The following is a 16,828-nucleotide window of genomic DNA, read 5'->3' on the forward strand; positions in this document are numbered from 1 at the left end:
CATGCAGACGTATCCGGTATCTGTGCCGGCTGCGGCGTTGCAGAAATAAGGAGTCTCAGTGCCCATTTCGGGGATCGACCTTTCCACCTTTGATCACACGGTCCGGCCGCAGGACGACCTTTACCAGCACGTGAACGGCGCCTGGCTGAAAGCCACCGAGATTCCCGATGACCGCCCGCTCGAAGGGACCTTCACCGCCCTGCGGGATGGCTCCGAAATCGCCGTGCGGGACATCATCGAGGAAGCGGCGGCCAAGGGAGAGGACGCCACCGGCATCGAGCGGAAAATCGGCGGCCTGTACAACAGCTTCATGGATGAGGCCGCGGTGGAAGCCAAGGGCCTGGAGCCCATCCGTCAGCGGCTCGCGGATGTTTTCGCCACGGCGACGGCCGAGGACCTGCTCGCGCTCGCCGGCAGGCTCTTCCGCGCGGACGTGGGCGGTTTGTTCTACATCTACCCGGCCCCGGACGCCGGGAACCCCGACCGGGTCCTGCTGTACACAGGCCAGGGCGGCCTGGGCCTGCCTGACGAGTCCTACTACCGGGAAGAAAAATTCGCACCCACCGTCTCCGCCTACCGTGCCCATGTAGCCACCATGCTGGAGCTTGCCGGCTACGGCGACGCCGCAGCCGCTGCGGGCCGCGTCGTGGATCTGGAGACACAGCTCGCGGGCCATCATTGGGACAACGTCACCCTGCGGGATCCGCAAAAGACCTACAACCTCAAGACGGCGGAGGACGCCTCGGCGCTGTTCCCGCTCCTGCCCACGTGGTTTGAGGCGGCGGGGATCGCCCCGGACAAACGGCAGGAACTCGTGGTCAGCACCCCGGACTTCTTTGCGGGTGCTGCCGGGCTGCTGGAGACCGTCCCGCTGCAGGCGTGGCAGGAATGGCTCGCCCTGCGCGTCGTCAGCGCAGCCGCCCCGTACCTGCCAAAGGCTTTCGTTGACGCGAACTTCGCCTTCTACGGCACCACCCTCAGCGGTACGCCCCGCAACAAGGACCGCTGGAAGCGGGGCGTGGCCGTGGTGGAAGCCGCACTCGGCGAGGCCGTCGGGCAGATCTACGTGGAGCGCCACTTCCCCGGTTCCCACAAAGCGCGCATGCAGGCACTGGTGGGCAACCTCATTGAGGCCTACCGGAACAGCATCACGGAAGTGGGCTGGATGGGCGGGGACACCAAGGCGGAGGCCCTGCGCAAGCTTGACGGTTTCCGCGCCAAGATCGGTTTCCCGGATGAATGGATCGACTACTCCGCGGTGGAGATCGATCCCAGTGACCTCCTGGGCAACGTGGAACGCGCCCACAACGCCGACGTCGACCGGCACCTCGACGAAGTCGGCAAGCCGGTGGACCGCAACAAGTGGCTGATGACGCCGCAGACGGTCAACGCCTACTACCACCCGATGATGAACGAGATCGTGTTCCCCGCCGCCATCCTGCAGCCACCCTTCTTCACGGCTGACGCTGACGACGCCGTCAACTACGGTGGCATCGGCGCCGTGATCGGGCATGAAATCGGCCACGGCTTTGACGACCAGGGTTCCCAGTTCGACGGCGGCGGCGCCCTGCGGAACTGGTGGACGGACGAGGACCGACAGGCTTTCGAGAAGCTCAGCGCCCGGCTGGTGGAGCAGTACGACGCCCTGTCACCGACCGCAGCGCCGGGCCATCACGTCAACGGCCGCCTCACCCTGGGCGAGAACATCGGCGACCTCGCCGGACTCGCCATCGCCTACAAGGCGTACCTGATCAGCCTCGACGGCAAGGAGCCTGAGGTGCTGGACGGGCTGACCGGTCAACAGCGCTTCTTCGCCTCGTGGGCCGCGGGGTGGCGGCAGGTCATCCGGCAGGAGGAAGCGGTCAGGAGGCTGGCCACCGATCCCCACTCCCCCAACGAGTTCCGGACCAACGCCATTGCCCGGAACCTGGACGCCTTCCATGACGCGTTCGACGTGACCGATCAGGACGGCATGTGGATGCCGCCCGCGAAACGCGTCAGCATCTGGTAGGACCGGATACAGGAAACGGCCGGGGCCAGCCATCAGGCTGGTCCCGGCCGTTTCCGTTTGTAGTTGACTGGGACGCAGGCTACCTGACGATCAGCTCGGGGTTTGCCTGCTGGCACCGCGCGTCACCGGCGGTCTGGTTGACGATGTCCTTCGGCAGTTCGGTTTGCGTGCCGGCCCCGTACGCAGTGCCGCTGGTGAAGTCGCTGCCCACGTAGACCTGGACACCCGTGACACCGGGGGCAGGAATGACCTGGGCGGCAGGGATCCCGAGCAGCGCAGCAACGTCAGTGGCGACGTCGGCGAAATTCGTTCCGTAGTACACCGCAGACTGGCTGACAGCCTGCGCCTCGAACTGCGCCGTCTGGCTGAAGCCGCCGGTGACCAATGCTTGGACGAGTTCCTGGGCGCGCCCGGGGACTCCTGATCCGTTGGCCACAGAGACCGGCTGGAGCGCCTTGTCATACGGCGGCAGCGGGGCGGCAGTTTCCGTGGGCGTCGCGGACGGGGACGGGCTTGCCGAATCAGTCGGCGACGGCGAGGTGGGCGCTGTGGGGTCGGTCAGGTCGACGTCTTTGCGGAGCGCCGAGAACAGCTGGGAGCCGGCAGGTTCCGCGATCTCCAGCCGGTTGGGGTCGGACACTGCGGGCGTGGTGGGCACCGAAACGAAGGCGACCTTGCTGACATCGATGTCCTTGAGCCGGTTGCCGATGGTGAGCAGCGTGGGGACCGAGGCAAGGCCGTCGTCAACCGTGAGGTTCTGGGTGACCACGTCGGCGATCTTGAGCATCTTGGCGGGATCGGTCAGCGTCCCCTCGTCCTTGATCTTGCGCGTCAGTGAGGAGAGGAAGCCCTGCTGCGCCTGGATGCGCCCCAGGTCACCGCCGTCGGCAAAGGCGTGGCGGGTGCGGAGGAAGGCGAGTGCCTGTTCACCCTGGACAGCTGACGTGCCCGCCGGAAGCCGGAGCCGGGAATCGGGGTCGTAGATGGCGTCGCTGACGCAGACGTCCACGCCTCCGACCGCATTGGACAGTTCCTTGACGGCGTTGAAGTCCGCCATCATGAAGTGGTCCACTTCAAGGCCGGTCAACTTGTTGACGGTGTCCACGGCGCAGCCAATTCCTGCCTCGCCCATGGCTTCGTTGATCATCACTCCGCTGCGGGCAGGGTACTCACGGCCGGTTTTCGAGTCCTTGCATGCCGGGATGTCGACGAGGAGGTCACGCGGGAAGCTGATGACGCTCACGCGCTTGTTGTCCTCGGAGATGTCCATCAGCATCATGACGTCGGACTTTCCGTACCCGGTGGAATCATCCGAGGTCCCGTACTCGGCGTTCTTCCCGTCGCGGGTGTCTGAGCCGAGGATGAGGATCTGCATCCGGCCCGTGGCGTCGTTGATCGGCCCCTCCGTGCCTGTCCCGCCGGCGTTCAGCGGGGCCTTGGAGATGTTGTTCTGCAGCCGGACGAACCAGAACCCTGCGAAGGCGAGGCCACCCACCAGCACCACCGCCACCACGGCAGTGACGACCTTCAGCCAGCCGGGCATGCCGCGGATCGGCCCAAGGTGCCGCGCGGCGCCCAGGCCGGCCTGGTTTGCGTGCCTGGAAACGGGTCCCGACCCGGGTGGCGCGTCCGCGCCGAACTCGTTCTTGTCACGGCCTCGCGCCACGTGGTGAACCTTCCTCTAAATTCAGAATCCGGTCCATTTTAGTGGCCGAGTCTGTGAAATTACCGGACGGGGCCCTGCGACACCAGACCCAGGGGCTCAGAATCCGAGCTTGACCAGCTGTTTTGGATCCCGCTGCCAGTCCTTGGCCACCTTGACGTGAAGGTCGAGGTAGATGCGGGTGCCCAGCAGCGCTTCGATGCCCTTGCGGGCGTTCGTGCCCACTTCGCGCAGCCGGCTGCCACCCTTGCCGATGATGATGGCTTTCTGGGAGGGACGTTCCACATACAGGTTGACCCGGACGTCGAGCAGCGGATTGTCCTCGGGCCGGTCCTCGCGGGGGACGATCTCCTCCACCACCACGGCCAGGGAATGCGGAAGCTCATCGCGCACGCCCTCCAGGGCAGCCTCCCGGATCAGCTCCGCCACCATCACTGCTTCCGGTTCGTCGGTCAGTTCACCGTCAGGGTACAGCGGAGGCGACGGCGGCATGTGGCGGATGAGCACGTCGGCAACCGTGTCCACCTGGAAACCGTCGCTGGCCGAGACGGGAACGATGTCCTTCCAGCCGTCGCCGCCCAGCACTTCGCGGCCGAGTTCCGCCACTGCCAGCAGCTGCTCGGTGAGCGCCTGCTTGTCCACCAGGTCGGCCTTGGTGATGATCGCAACGACAGGCTTCCGTCCCGCCGCTGCCAGCTGGGCGGCGATGAACTTGTCGCCCGGGCCGATCTTCTCGTTGGCGGGGAGGCAGAACCCGATGGCGTCCACCTCGGCCAGCGTGTCCGCCACCAGGTCGTTGAGCCGTTTGCCCAGCAGGGTCCGGGGCCGGTGGAGTCCCGGCGTGTCCACCAGGATCAGCTGGGCGTCGTCCCGGTGCACGATGCCCCGGATGGTGTGCCGGGTGGTCTGCGGCTTGGCGGAGGTGATCGCCACTTTCTTGCCCACCAGGGCGTTGGTCAGGGTTGACTTGCCGGCGTTGGGGCGCCCGACAAGGACTGAGAAACCTGCCCGGAATCCGCCAAAATCATCGGCTGGTTCGGTCTTACTTTTCTTGCTCACGTGGAACTCCCTGCTGGGTTGCTTCCGCCTCATGGAAGAGGTCTTCAAGGTCAGTGTCTACTCTCGGCACGGGCGCCGCAATGATGTGGCTGACGCGGTTCCGGCGGCCCTCGAGCCGGTCGGCGCGCAGCGAGACGCCCTGGACCTCCACGTGGCTGCCCACGATGGGAACCCGGCCCAGCGCCTTGGCGAGGAGGCCGCCGACGGTGTCTACCTCGTCGTCGTCAAGTTCCATGTCGAACAGTTCACCGAGGTCGTCGATGCTCATCCTTGAACTGACGCGGTAGGAACCGTTCCCCAGGTCCACGGCTTCGGCGCTTTCGGTGTCGTATTCGTCCACGATCTCGCCGACGATCTCCTCGATCATGTCCTCGAGGGTCACCAGTCCCGCAGTCCCGCCATACTCGTCAATGACGATGGCCACGTGCGTCGATTCCTTCTGCAGTTCACGCAGCAGGTCGCTGACGGGCTTGGACTCCGGCACGTAGCGGACTTCGCGGGCCAGCGTGTCCACGGTGGGCGGCTCGGCGCCGGGTCCGAGTTCATGCACGACGGCGGCGACGTCCTTGAGGTAGACGATCCCCAGGATGTGGTCGGTGTCCTCGCCGATGACGGGAACCCGGGAATAGCCGGAGCGGAGGAACAGGGACATCGCCTGGTGGAGGCTTGAGCCGGATTCGATGCTGACGATGTCGGTCCGCGGCACCATGACGGCGCGGACCAGCGTGTCGCCGAAGTCGAAGACCGACTGGATCATCTCCGCTTCGTTGTCCTCGATCATGTCGGATTCGCTGGCACGGTCCACGAGTTCCCGGAACTCCTGCTCGCTGAAGAACGCCTCGTCCCCTCCGGGCGCCCCGGGAGCTGCAGCGCTGCCCAGCGCCACAAGCCAACCCGGGATGGGACCCAGGATCCAGGTCAGGAACCTGATGAGCGGGGCCGTGAGGCGGACGACGGCGGCGGAATGGAGCCTGCCCAGCTGGCGCGGCGAAACGCCGACAATGACGAAACCCACCAGGGCCATGGTTCCTGTTGCTGCCAGCCCGGCCAGCCAGACGTTGTCCAGGACGCTGTAGAGCAGCACGGCGACGGCGACGGCGGACGCCATTTCAAACCAGATGCGCCAAAACCTCAAGGCCCTGACGTGGGCCACGGGTTCGCTGAGGATGCTGCGCATGGCCGTTCCCCGGCTGCGGACAAGCGCTTCCTCGGCGTCGTGGCGCGGAAGGAAGTTGAAGGCCGCTTCGGCGGCTGTCAGGACGGCGGCGATGGCCAGGAAAACCAGGGCCATCGCCACCAGGAGAAGCTGCGTCACTGGGTTGTCTCGGCGGGTGCTTCCTTGCCGGTGAAGCCGGTCAGGAGTTCGCGCTGGAGCCCGAACATCTCTTCTTTTTCTTCGGGTTCTGCGTGGTCATAGCCCAGGAGATGGAGAATGCCGTGCGTGGTCAGCAGCAGCATCTCATCCTCCAGCGCGTGGCCGGCGTTCTTCGCCTGGACCTTCGCCACCTGGGGGCAGATGGCGATGTCGCCAAGCATCCCCTGGGGGGTGGGCCGGTCCGGTGTGCCCGGGGTGAGTTCGTCCATGGGAACGGAGAGGACGTCGGTGGCGCCGGGCTCATCCATCAGCTCGATGTGGAGTTTCTCCATGGCCGGCTCATCCACGAGCAGAATGGACAGTTCTGCCTGCGGATGGATGTACAGCTGTTCGAAAATGTACCTGGACAGGGCAACGAGTGAGGCTTCGTCCACCTGGACGCCTGATTCGTTGTTCACCTCGATGCTCACGCGTGATCCCCCCGCTGTTCCTTGGTGGCCGGCTGCTTAATCCGGCTCCGTTGCCGTTCGTCCCACAGGCTGTAGGCGTTGACGATATCCCCCACCAGGCGGTGCCGCACGACGTCGGCGGCGTCCAGGACGGAGAAGCTGACGTCATCGATTCCCTGCAGGATTTCCTCCACGATGCGCAGCCCGGAGCGGGTGCCGAAGGGAAGGTCCACCTGGGTGATGTCTCCGGTGACCACCATCTTGGACCCGAATCCCAGCCGGGTCAGGAACATCTTCATCTGTTCCGGGGTGGTGTTCTGGGCTTCATCCAAAATGATGAACGCGTCGTTGAGGGTACGCCCGCGCATGTACGCCAGCGGCGCCACTTCGATGGTGCCCGCGGCCATCAGCCGGGGAATTGATTCCGGGTCCATCATGTCGTGGAGGGCGTCGTATAGGGGTCGCAGGTAGGGATCGATCTTGTCGCTCAGGGTTCCCGGCAGGAAGCCCAGCCGCTCCCCCGCCTCTACCGCGGGGCGGGTCAGGATAATCCGGCTGACTTCCTTTTGCTGCAGGGCCTGTACCGCCTTGGCCATGGCAAGGTACGTCTTGCCCGTGCCGGCGGGACCAATGCCGAAAATGACGGTGTTGTCATCGATGGCGTCAACATAGTTCTTCTGGTTCAGCGTTTTGGGGCGGATGGTCCGTCCACGGCTGGAGAGGATGTCGTGCGTGAGGACGTCCACAGGGTTTTGCATCGACTGGCTGCGCAGCAGCGCCACGAGTTGCTGCAGCACGGCAGGGGTGATGACAGTGCCCCGGGACACCAGGCCCCGGACTTCCTGCAGGAGCCGCATGATCCGGGGAACGTCGCTGGAGGGGCCGCTGATGGTCAGCTCGTTGCCTCGGACGTGGAAGTTGACCGCCGGGAACTGTTCCTCGATATACCGCAGCGCCTCATCGTGGCTGCCGAGTGACTGGACCATCTGGTCGGAATTGTCGAAAAGGACTACCTCGGTCCGGACACCGGGAAGGGTGTGGGGAAATTCCCCGGCGATGCCCTCGCCCGTGGTGAGCCGGCGCTTTCCGTTGGCTGATTCAGTCATGGTGGTGGCCCTCGGGCCTATGGTCCCCTCAAGGTGGTCTTCAACTGTTGTCCCGTCCGCCGCATGGGTTTTCGGCGTCCCGTGATCCTTTTATCTTACGCCAGCACACTCCCCGCGCCGGGATACCCGCCGGCCCGCCTGGAGGGCAGGCAGCTTCGGGAACCCCGGCCGGGTGCCCCACGGCACAGCCGCATGCCATTAGGTATCAACTTCATATCGTCCTCATATCGTTCACGTTGCAGTTGGGCGTGGAACGAAAAAGTGGGCAAACCCGGCAGGCCTGCTGTGCAATGCTGGAAATCCAGCCACATCTGCACCATTGGGCCTCCGGGGGGAACGGCCGCCACGCCAGGAAAGGACAGCCGCCAGTGCCGGATACCACTGTGCCCCGCGGGGCCGGTCGACGCATGGGACGCATGCAGGCACTTGCGCTTGCCGCCGTCCTGACGGCTGTCCCGGTCCTCGCCGGATGCGTGGCGGAACCCGGACCGTCACCCACCAGCCCGCTGGCTTCCGGTCCCGCCGCCACCGGCAGCGCCGCGCCGCCGTCCACCAGCGCCCCGCTTGAGACGACGCAGTCGTCCAACAAGGCGCCGGTGTATTGGATCGGCCGCAGCAACAGCAACATCTTCCTGTACCGGGAGTTCCGCGACGTTCCGGAGCAGGAAAACCCTGTGACCCGCGCGTTGCGCGCCATGATGTCCGAAAAGCCGCTGGACCCAGACTTCTTTACGCCGTGGCAGAACCCGGGCAAGCTTGCCACGTCCATTTCCGGCAAGGACGTCATCACTGTCGATGTGTCCGAGGACGCGTTCAACAGCAACCTCGACGCCGACATGGCTGCCAGGGCCGTCCAGCAGCTGGTGTACACCGCCACGGCGGCCGCCGCCAGCTCGGGGCTCATCGACTCCGGGCAGCAGATCCGGGTAAGGATCCTGGTGGACGGGCACACGGACTACATGGCATTCGGCCACGTGCAGCTCGGGGCGCTGATGACCCGGCAGGCCGGGCTGGTGGCGCCTGTGTGGATCGTCGATCCCCAGGAAGGCGTGGAGGTGGCGGACGGCAGCGTCAAAATCACCGGACGGAGCCTTTCCGCTGGCGGAAAGCTGCGCTGGCAGATCCTTCGCGGCGGGGAGAACGGCGCCAAGGCTCCGTTCCTGACGGGTGAAACCACGGCGTCCTCGGACCAGGGCCAGGCCGGTGTCTTCACCCTGGCGCTGACCTTGCCCACCGGCGACTACGAGCTCAAGGTTGCCCAGGCCGGCACCGGAGAAGGGCCGGACCAGTTCGAGGACACCCGGACCTTCAAGGTCAGGTAGTTCGCCAGCGGCCCAGGATGTCGCTGCAGAGCACGACGGCGGCCGGGCCCGCGGTGGACGAGCGCAGCACATGGTGCCCCAACAGTGCGGTGGCTGCGCCCCGGTCGCAGAGCCGTGTCACCTCACGCGGGCTGATGCCACCCTCCGGTCCCACAATCAGGAGGATTTCACGCGGCTCGGCGGACCCGGCTGCCTGCCACGACTCGATGACGTCGCGGAGCGGCCTGACCGCGTCCTCGTGCAGGATGACTGCGAGGCCGGCGGCGCCAACGGCGGCGGCCAGGGCCGGGGTGTCGACGGCGGCGCGCACCTCGGGGATCCACGCCCGGCGTGCCTGCTTGGCCGCCGCCGTGACCACCGACTGCCATTTGGCATGCGCCTTGGCCGCCCGGTCACCCTTCCACCGCACGATGGACCGTTCCGACTGCCAGGGGATGACTGCGTCGATGCCCAGTTCCGTTGCGGTCTCAATGGCGAGCTCGTCCCTGTCACCCTTTGCCAGGGCCTGGACCAGCACCAGGCGGGTGGCCGGGCGATCCTCGACGGTCACGGAGGAGCAGCTGACGGCCAAGCGGCCCGCCTCGGCTTCCAGGACCGTGCCGCTCATCCGCACCCCGGCGCCGTCGACAATGTCGACGGCTTCGCCGGGGGCAAGCCGCTTCACGGTCACGGCGTGCCGTGCTTCCGGGCCTTCCAGGACGAATTCCGTGCCCTCGCCGAGGCCGTTAAGGGAGCCGGCCGGAGTAAAGAAGACGGGGTTGCTCACCGCTACAGGTTACCGAGCCGGTCCCGCAGCTTCGCGAACATGCCGCCGCTGGCTGCAAGCTTGCCCTCGGTGATCTGCTCATTGCGGAGTTTCGCCAGCTGCCGCAGGAGGTCTTCCTGGGCGGCATCGAGCTTGGCGGGCGTTTCCACCTGCAGGTGGACTTTCAGGTCGCCACGGCCATAGCCGCGCAGGTGGGTAACCCCGAGGCCGCGCAGCGTGATGACCTCACCGGACTGGGTGCCCGGCTTGACGTCGATGTCCTGGGTTCCGTCGAAGGTTTCCAGGTTGACCTCGGTGCCGAGCGCCGCGGCGGTCATGGGGATGTTGAGGGTTGCGTGCAGGTCGTCGCCGTCGCGCACATAGGTGGGGTCGCTGTTCACACGGACCTCAACGTAGAGGTCGCCGGAGGGCCCGCCGGCAGGTCCGGCCTCACCCTGGCCAGCCAGCTGGATCCGGGTGCCTGTGGCGACGCCCGCGGGAACCTTGATGGTCAGCGAACGGCGGCTGCGGATGCGGCCCTGGCCGCTGCACTCGTTGCAGGGGTCCTTGATGACGGTTCCAAAACCTTCGCAGCTGCCGCAGGGGGCCGCGGTCATGACCTGGCCCAGGATGGAGCGGACCGCCCGCTGTACCTGCCCGCTGCCGCCGCAGATGTCGCAGCGTTCCGGCTGGGTACCCGGCCGGCAGCAGGAGCCTTCGCAGGTGGGGCAGGTGACGGCGGTGTCCACTTCGAGCTTCTTGTTGACGCCGAAGACGGCGTCGCGCAGGTCGATGCGGACGCTGATCAGCGCGTCCTGGCCGCGGCGGACGCGTGAGGCGGGCCCGGACGAGCCGCCCGCGCCGAAAAAGGTGTCGAAGATGTCCTGGAACGCAAAACCCTGCCCGGCGTAGCTGCCGCCGCCGAATCCGTTGTCCGTACCGTTCTCATTGCCCGTGGTGTCGTAGACCCGGCGCTTCTGCGGATCGGAGAGGACTTCGTAGGCGTGGGTGACCGCCTTGAAGCGGTCCGCGGCCTCTTCACCCGGGTTCACGTCCGGGTGGAGGGTACGGGCAAGCTTACGGTAGGCCTTCTTGATTTCTTCTCCGGTAGCTTCCGGTGAGACTCCAAGGACGTCGTAGTGGCTGCTCAAAGTTCGTATCTCTTCCTTGTTGTTTTGCCTTCGGTGGGCTTCCCCGCTGGACCCGGCGTTGCAGCCGGGAAAGTACGGTCAGGGACCCAAAATCCGGGAAAGGTAACGGGCAACAGCCCTCACGGCGGCCATGGTGGTGGGATAGTCCATCCGGGTGGGGCCCAGGATGCCTACCTTGGCCATGCTGTCCGGCCCGTACCCTGTGGCCACCACGGAGGCTTCGGCCAGGCCGTCATAGGGATTTTCGCGGCCGATGCTGACGGCCACCCCGTGATGGTCCTGCGCCATTTCGCTGAGCAGGCGCAGCATCACCACCTGCTCCTCCAATGCTTCCAGCACCGGGCCTATGCTCAGCGGGAAGTCCACGTTGGACCGTGCCAGGTTGGCCGTGCCGGCCATGACCATCCTGTCCTCCCGGCTGCTGTGGGCCAGCACCTCCAGCGCGTGCGCCAGTGCCTGTGCTGCCTGCCGCTGGGCCGGGCTCACAGATGAGACGACGGCGGGAAGCGCCTGGGACAGGCCGGCCAGCGGAGTGCCTGCCAGGGAAGCCAGGAAACGGGCCCGCAGCCCGGCCAGGGCATCGTCACCGAGGTCCTGACCGGCGTCGATGACCCGCTGTTCCACTTTGCCGCTGTTGGCGATGAGCACCACCAGGACCTTGCGGGGGGCCAGCAGGACAAATTCGATGTGCCGGATCAGGGCCCGGCTGAGGTGCGGGTACTGGACCACGGCCACCTGGTTGGTCAGCTGGGCCAGCAGGCGGACGGTACGGTCCAGGACGTCGTCGAGGTCGTCCGAGCCCTCAAGCAGTGACTGGATGGCCCGGCGTTCGGCCTGCGAGAGCGGTTTAACCGCTGAAATCTGGTCCACGAAGAGCCGGTAGCCCTTGTCTGTGGGAATCCGTCCCGCGCTGGTGTGCGGTGCCGTGATGAGGCCCTCATCCTCCAGTGCCGCCATGTCGTTGCGGATCGTGGCGCTGGACACGCCCAGCTGGTGCCGCTCCACCAAAGCCTTGGACCCCACTGGTTCGCGGGAGTGGACGTAATCCTCGACGATGGCACGCAGTACTTCCAGTTTGCGCGGCTCGCTCACACTCCACCTCCGTCCGGGTCCGGGCGAGGTGCCGCCCGTTCCGTCTTGCCAGTCTTTAGCACTCGACATGCCCAAGTGCTAACAGTCTATTATGCCTTGGCCCGTTGTTAGCATTGGTACCGCTCCGGGCGAAATTCCCGGCTGACATCGAGCGCGAGGCGGAACAACCATGGATTACCAGAACTGGGGCCCGCGGGACATGGCCGCTCCGGTCCGGACGCAGCTTCCGGAAGTTCCGGTGGAGCGCGGCATGGTGCTGGAGGAAGTCCAGTCCGGCTGGGTGGGGGCCGTGACCCGGGTGGAGAAATCCGGCGGGATGCATGTGGTGGCCCTCGAAGACCGGCGCGGCAAGTCCCGCAGCTTCCGGCTCGGCTACGGGTTCCTCCTCGAAGGGCAGGCCATCCGGCTGATGCCGCAGGCACCACGACCCGCCGGTGGCGGCGGCCCGGCGGCCGGCCGCACCGCCTCAGGATCAGTGCGCGTCTCTGGGCAGCGGGCCCAGGTGGCCAAGGCCAGCCGCATCTGGGTGGAGGGCAAGCACGACGCAGAACTCGTGGAGAAGGTCTGGGGCGACGATCTTCGCGTGGAGGGCATCGTCGTCGAACCGCTCCACGGCATTGACGACCTTGCCGCCGCCGTCGCAGATTTCCGTCCCGGCCCCGGCCGCCGGCTGGGGGTCCTGGTGGACCACCTTGTCCCCGACTCCAAGGAATCACGCATTGCCGACGCCGTGATGGCCTCGCCGGGAGCCGCCGGGAACGTCCTGATTGTGGGGCACCCGTACGTCGACGTCTGGCAGGCCATTCGGCCCGCGGTGCTGGGGATTGACCAGTGGCCTGCCGTGCCGCGGGGCCAGGACTGGAAGACCGGCATCCTGAAGGCCTTCGGCTGGCCGCACGCCACCAAGGAAGACATCGGCCTCGGCTGGCAAAAACTCCTCGGCGCCGTCCGTACCTACGCGGACCTGGAACCCTCGCTGCTGGGCCGGGTTGAGGAAGTCATCGACTTCCTCACCGTCCCCTGAGCACAGGCGGCCCGGCGAAGAGCCAGTATTCTTGGTAATGCAGTGCACTGCGGGTTCCCCGGGACCGGCAGGCAACTGCAACCCGAAGCACCAATTGCACCCGAAGGAACAGACAGTGGCAGAAAACGCACGCGAGCACAGGGACGGCCACGGCAGCGCCGACCGTTCCGAATACCACGGCGTCCCGGCGAACGCGCTGCCGCTCACGGCCAGCGAGGACCGCCAGTGGGCAACCCTGGCGCACTTTGGCGGCATCCTCGGCTGTGTGCCCGCACTGCTGATCTTCCTCATCTTCCGGGACCGCGGACCGTTCACGGCTCAGGAGTCGAAGGAGGCGCTGAACTTCAGCCTGCCGCCCACCATCGCCGCCGTGGTGGCGAACCTCCTGGTGTTCATCCCCGTGATCGGAAACATCTTCGCCGTGGTCGCCACCCTCATCTGGATTGCCTTGACGTGCTTTTCCGTGTCGGCGGGAATCCACGTGAACCGCGGCCAGCCGCACCGCTACCCCTTCAACCTGCGCTGGATCAAGTAATCCCCGACGGCTCCCAGGCCTCGCAAGCTCGGTCCGGGCCCCTCGCCGCCGTGGCCCCACCCGACGGCTCCCAGGCCTCGCAAGCCCGGTTCGGGGCCCTCGCCGCCGTGGCCCCAGGGTCTCCACCGTCCGCCCGGCTCCGCAAGGGGCCGGGCGGCGGCGTTAATCGGGCAGGATACGCCGGACCACGGCATCGGCCAGCAGCCGCCCCTTGAGCGTCAGCACCAGCCGGCCCTTGAAGGCGGCGGCCGGGTCTACCAGCCCGTCGGCGATCAGCCCGGCCACTTCGTGGCGGCCCACCGTTTCCAGTGCGGCCAGTTCGAGCCCGGACTGCAGGCGCGCTTCCAGCATCACCCGTTCCATGGCGCGGGTATCGCGGTCCAGCGTTTCCCGGCCCGCGGCCGGCGAAGCCCCTTGGGCCAGCCGGCCCGCGTACGCGGCGGGGTGCTTGACGTTCCACCAGCGCACCCCTCCCATGTGGGAGTGCGCTCCGGGACCGATCCCCCACCAGTCGTCTCCGCGCCAGTAGGCAAGGTTGTGGCGGCACGCCTGCTCAGGGGTGCGCGCCCAGTTGCTGACCTCGTACCAGCCAAGCCCGGCGTCGGTGATGAGGCGGTCGGCGAGTTCGTACTTGTCGGCGTGGTCGTCGTCGTCAATCTCCGGAACTTCTCCACGCCGGATCTGGGCGGCCAGCTTGGTGCCTTCCTCGACGATCAGCGCGTAGGCGCTGATGTGGTCGGGCCCGTAGGACAGTGCAGTCTCGAGAGAATGCTGCCAGTCGGCCAGCGACTCCCCCGGCGTTCCATAGATCAGGTCCAGGCTGACGGCCAGTCCGGCGTCCCGCGCCCATTGCACCACCTGGGGAACCCTGGCGGGCTCATGGGTGCGGTCCAGCACTTTCAGGACGTGCGGCACTGCGGACTGCATGCCGAAGGAGACACGGGTGAACCCGGCCTCCCGCAGGATGGCCAAGGACTCAGGGGTCACCGAATCCGGGTTCGCCTCAGTGGTGACCTCGGCGCCCTCCTCGATCCCCCACGCGGCAATGGCTGCCGTAAGGATGGAGGCAAGGTCTTCCGCCGGCAGCAGCGTCGGGGTGCCGCCGCCAAAAAAGACGGTGCTGAGCCTGCGCGCGGGCAGGCCTGACGCTTCCAGCACGCGGGCGGCGAGTTCCACCTCCGCCACGGCGGTCCCGGCGTAGGCGTCCTGGGAGGCTCCGCCGCCCAGCTCCTTGGCGGTGTAGGTGTTGAAGTCGCAGTATCCGCAGCGCACCGCACAGAAGGGAATGTGCACGTACAGGCCCAAGGCGCGGCCGGCTGCGCCGTCCAGCACCTGGGCGGGCAGGAGGCCGTCCGACGGCGCGGGGTCGCCCAGTGGAAGAGCGCTAGGCATTGCTGCGGCCCGGGATGGAAGCGGCCACGGTCATCACTACTTCTTGGCCTTGTCCTTGGAGTCGTCGGTGGTCAGCGCCGCGATGAACGCTTCCTGGGGCACTTCCACGCGGCCCACCATCTTCATGCGCTTCTTGCCTTCTTTTTGCTTTTCCAGCAGCTTGCGCTTACGCGAGATGTCGCCGCCGTAGCACTTGGCCAGGACATCCTTGCGGATGGCCCGGATGCTTTCCCGGGCGATGATCCGGGAGCCGATGGCCGCCTGGATGGGTACCTCGAACTGCTGCCGCGGGATGAGCTCGCGCAGCTTTCCGGTCATCATCACACCGTAGGCGTAGGCCTTGTCCTTGTGCGTGATGGCGCTGAAGGCATCCACCTGCTCGCCCTGGAGCAGGATGTCCACCTTCACGAGGTCGGATACCTGCTCGCCGTCGGCCTTCCAGTCCAGCGAGGCGTACCCGCGCGTCTTGGACTTAAGGATGTCGAAGAAATCAAAGACGATCTCGGCCAGCGGAATCCAGTAGCGCAGCTCCACCCGGTCCTCGGACAGGTAGTCCATGCCTTTCATCTGTCCGCGCCGGCCCTGGCAGAGTTCCATGATGGCGCCCACGAACTCGTTGGGCGCCAGGATGGTGGCCGCCACCATGGGTTCGCGGACTTCCCGGATCTTCCCGGCGGGGAACTCACTGGGGTTGGTGACGGTCATGACCGTCTTGTCTTCAAGCGTCACTTCGTACACAACGTTGGGCGCGGTGGAGATCAGGTCCAGGTTGAACTCGCGTTCCAGGCGCTCGCGGACAATCTCCAGGTGCAGCAGGCCCAGGAACCCCACGCGGAAGCCAAAGCCCAGCGCCGCGGACGTTTCCGGCTCGTAGACCAGCGCCGCGTCATTGAGCTTGAGCTTGTCCAGCGCGTCGCGAAGCACAGGGTAGTCGGTGCCGTCCAGCGGGTAGAGGCCGGAGAACACCATGGGCTTGGGGTCGGCATAGCCACTGAGGGATTCCGACGCCGGCTTGGCCAGGTTGGTGACGGTGTCGCCCACCTTGGACTGTCGGACGTCCTTCACGCCGGTGATGAGGTACCCTACTTCGCCGACGCCAAGGCCCTTGGTGGGGGTCGGCTCCGGGGCGCTGACGCCGATCTCGAGGAGTTCGTGGGATGCCTTGGTTGACATCATCTGGATGCGCTCGCGCGGGTGGAGCATGCCGTCCACCACCCGGACGTAGGTGACCACGCCGCGGTAGGTGTCATAGACGGAGTCGAAGATCATGGCGCGGGCCGGTGCGTTGGCATCGCCCACGGGCGCCGGCAGGTCGGTGACGATCTTGTCCAGCAGCGCCTCAACGCCCACGCCGGTCTTGCCGGACACCAGGAGCACGTCCTCCGGGTCTCCGCCGATCAGGTTGGCCAGCTCCGCCGCGTACTTCTCCGGCTGGGCGGCCGGAAGGTCGATCTTGTTGAGCACCGGGATGATGGTGAGGTCGTTCTCCATCGCCAGGTAAAGGTTGGCGAGCGTTTGGGCTTCGATGCCCTGTGCGGCGTCCACCAGCAGGACAGCCCCCTCGCAGGCGGCCAGGGACCGGGATACCTCGTAGGTGAAGTCCACGTGGCCGGGGGTGTCGATCATGTTCAGCGCATAGCTCACGCCGTCAACTTCCCACGGCATGCGGACAGCCTGGGACTTGATGGTGATGCCGCGTTCACGCTCGATGTCCATGCGGTCCAGGTACTGGGCCTTCATGTCGCGTGCCTGCACCACGCCGGTGGACTGCAGCATGCGGTCTGCCAGGGTGGACTTACCGTGGTCAATGTGCGCGATGATGCAGAAGTTCCGGATAATGGCCGGATCTGTCGCGGCGGGCACCGGGGCGGTGCGGGCCATGGGAGACACGCAGGGTCCTTACTGTCGGCATTTTTCCGCGGCCCCCGCAAGGCACAGCGCTGACGCACCGCGGGTCGGCCGCA

Annotated in this window: 14 protein-coding genes; 4 read left to right on the plus strand and 10 right to left on the minus strand. The window is 66.5% G+C overall.

Annotation, left to right across the window (positions count from 1 at the left end; translation table 11 throughout):
* Nucleotides 1–58 precede the first annotated feature (58 nt).
* Nucleotides 59–2,011 (plus strand): M13 family metallopeptidase, encoded by a 1,953-nt coding sequence (locus tag AS031_RS06865; RefSeq protein WP_058267374.1) that lies wholly within the window; start codon nucleotides 59–61, stop codon nucleotides 2,009–2,011.
* A 79-nt stretch (nucleotides 2,012–2,090) separates the two neighbouring features.
* Here AS031_RS06865 and AS031_RS06870 read toward each other — a convergent pair whose 3' ends face one another.
* The 5 genes from AS031_RS06870 to AS031_RS06890 form a co-directional block, all read right to left on the minus strand.
* On the minus strand, nucleotides 2,091–3,677 hold the full coding sequence (locus tag AS031_RS06870; RefSeq protein WP_058267375.1) for an LCP family protein: 1,587 nt from the start codon (nucleotides 3,675–3,677) through the stop codon (nucleotides 2,091–2,093).
* A 96-nt stretch (nucleotides 3,678–3,773) separates the two neighbouring features.
* Nucleotides 3,774–4,733 (minus strand): GTPase Era, encoded by a 960-nt coding sequence (era, locus tag AS031_RS06875; RefSeq protein ID WP_058267376.1) that lies wholly within the window; start codon nucleotides 4,731–4,733, stop codon nucleotides 3,774–3,776.
* A complete protein-coding gene (locus tag AS031_RS06880; RefSeq protein WP_058267377.1) occupies nucleotides 4,717–6,048 on the minus strand; it encodes a hemolysin family protein in 1,332 nt (443 codons plus the stop codon). The genes era and AS031_RS06880 overlap by 17 nt, the downstream gene beginning before the upstream one ends.
* Nucleotides 6,045–6,518, minus strand: a complete 474-nt coding sequence (gene ybeY / locus AS031_RS06885) for an rRNA maturation RNase YbeY (protein WP_058267378.1) — start codon at nucleotides 6,516–6,518, stop codon at nucleotides 6,045–6,047. The genes AS031_RS06880 and ybeY overlap by 4 nt, the downstream gene beginning before the upstream one ends.
* On the minus strand, nucleotides 6,515–7,603 hold the full coding sequence (locus tag AS031_RS06890) for a PhoH family protein (RefSeq protein WP_058267379.1): 1,089 nt from the start codon (nucleotides 7,601–7,603) through the stop codon (nucleotides 6,515–6,517). Before AS031_RS06890 ends, ybeY begins: the two co-directional genes overlap by 4 nt.
* 407 nt (nucleotides 7,604–8,010) lie before the next feature.
* Here AS031_RS06890 and AS031_RS06895 point away from each other — a divergent pair, with 407 nt between their 5' ends.
* Complete coding sequence (locus tag AS031_RS06895) at nucleotides 8,011–8,925, plus strand: GerMN domain-containing protein (protein ID WP_058267380.1); 915 nt, start codon at nucleotides 8,011–8,013, stop codon at nucleotides 8,923–8,925.
* Here AS031_RS06895 and AS031_RS06900 read toward each other — a convergent pair.
* From AS031_RS06900 to hrcA, 3 genes are all read right to left on the minus strand, one after another.
* Nucleotides 8,918–9,691 (minus strand): 16S rRNA (uracil(1498)-N(3))-methyltransferase, encoded by a 774-nt coding sequence (locus tag AS031_RS06900; RefSeq protein WP_058267381.1) that lies wholly within the window; start codon nucleotides 9,689–9,691, stop codon nucleotides 8,918–8,920. The two genes, AS031_RS06895 and AS031_RS06900, sit on opposite strands and share 8 nt — an antisense overlap.
* A gap of 2 nt (nucleotides 9,692–9,693) precedes the next feature.
* Nucleotides 9,694–10,821 (minus strand): molecular chaperone DnaJ, encoded by a 1,128-nt coding sequence (gene dnaJ / locus AS031_RS06905; RefSeq protein ID WP_058267382.1) that lies wholly within the window; start codon nucleotides 10,819–10,821, stop codon nucleotides 9,694–9,696.
* Nucleotides 10,822–10,899: 78 nt separating this feature from the next.
* Nucleotides 10,900–11,913, minus strand: coding sequence for a heat-inducible transcriptional repressor HrcA (gene hrcA / locus AS031_RS06910; RefSeq protein WP_058267383.1), 1,014 nt, complete (start codon nucleotides 11,911–11,913; stop codon nucleotides 10,900–10,902).
* Between the two features lie 169 nt (nucleotides 11,914–12,082).
* On the opposite strand from hrcA, the gene AS031_RS06915 reads away from it, so the two are divergent.
* Nucleotides 12,083–12,937, plus strand: coding sequence for a DUF3097 family protein (locus tag AS031_RS06915; protein WP_058267384.1), 855 nt, complete (start codon nucleotides 12,083–12,085; stop codon nucleotides 12,935–12,937).
* A gap of 115 nt (nucleotides 12,938–13,052) precedes the next feature.
* Nucleotides 13,053–13,472, plus strand: a complete 420-nt coding sequence (locus tag AS031_RS06920) for a DUF4870 domain-containing protein (RefSeq protein ID WP_058267385.1) — start codon at nucleotides 13,053–13,055, stop codon at nucleotides 13,470–13,472.
* Nucleotides 13,473–13,634: 162 nt separating this feature from the next.
* On the opposite strand, the gene hemW is transcribed toward AS031_RS06920, so the two are convergent.
* Entirely contained in the window at nucleotides 13,635–14,864 is a 1,230-nt protein-coding gene (gene hemW, locus AS031_RS06925; protein WP_058267386.1) for a radical SAM family heme chaperone HemW, read from the minus strand.
* Nucleotides 14,865–14,900: 36 nt separating this feature from the next.
* Nucleotides 14,901–16,754 (minus strand): translation elongation factor 4, encoded by a 1,854-nt coding sequence (lepA, locus tag AS031_RS06930; RefSeq protein ID WP_176716515.1) that lies wholly within the window; start codon nucleotides 16,752–16,754, stop codon nucleotides 14,901–14,903.
* Between the last annotated feature and the right edge of the window lie 74 nt (nucleotides 16,755–16,828).

Origin of the sequence: Pseudarthrobacter enclensis (assembly GCF_001457025.1) — a bacterium.
Taxonomy (GTDB): Bacteria; Actinomycetota; Actinomycetes; order Actinomycetales; family Micrococcaceae; genus Arthrobacter; species Arthrobacter enclensis.

Coding starts and splice junctions, on each gene's coding strand:
- AS031_RS06915 (WP_058267384.1), top strand. CDS start 12,083: ATGGATTACCAGAACTGGGGCCCGCGGGACATGGCCGCTCCGGTCCGG.
- AS031_RS06895 (WP_058267380.1), top strand. CDS start 8,011: ATGGGACGCATGCAGGCACTTGCGCTTGCCGCCGTCCTGACGGCTGTC.
- hemW (WP_058267386.1), bottom strand. CDS start 14,864: ATGCCTAGCGCTCTTCCACTGGGCGACCCCGCGCCGTCGGACGGCCTC.
- AS031_RS06890 (WP_058267379.1), bottom strand. CDS start 7,603: ATGACTGAATCAGCCAACGGAAAGCGCCGGCTCACCACGGGCGAGGGC.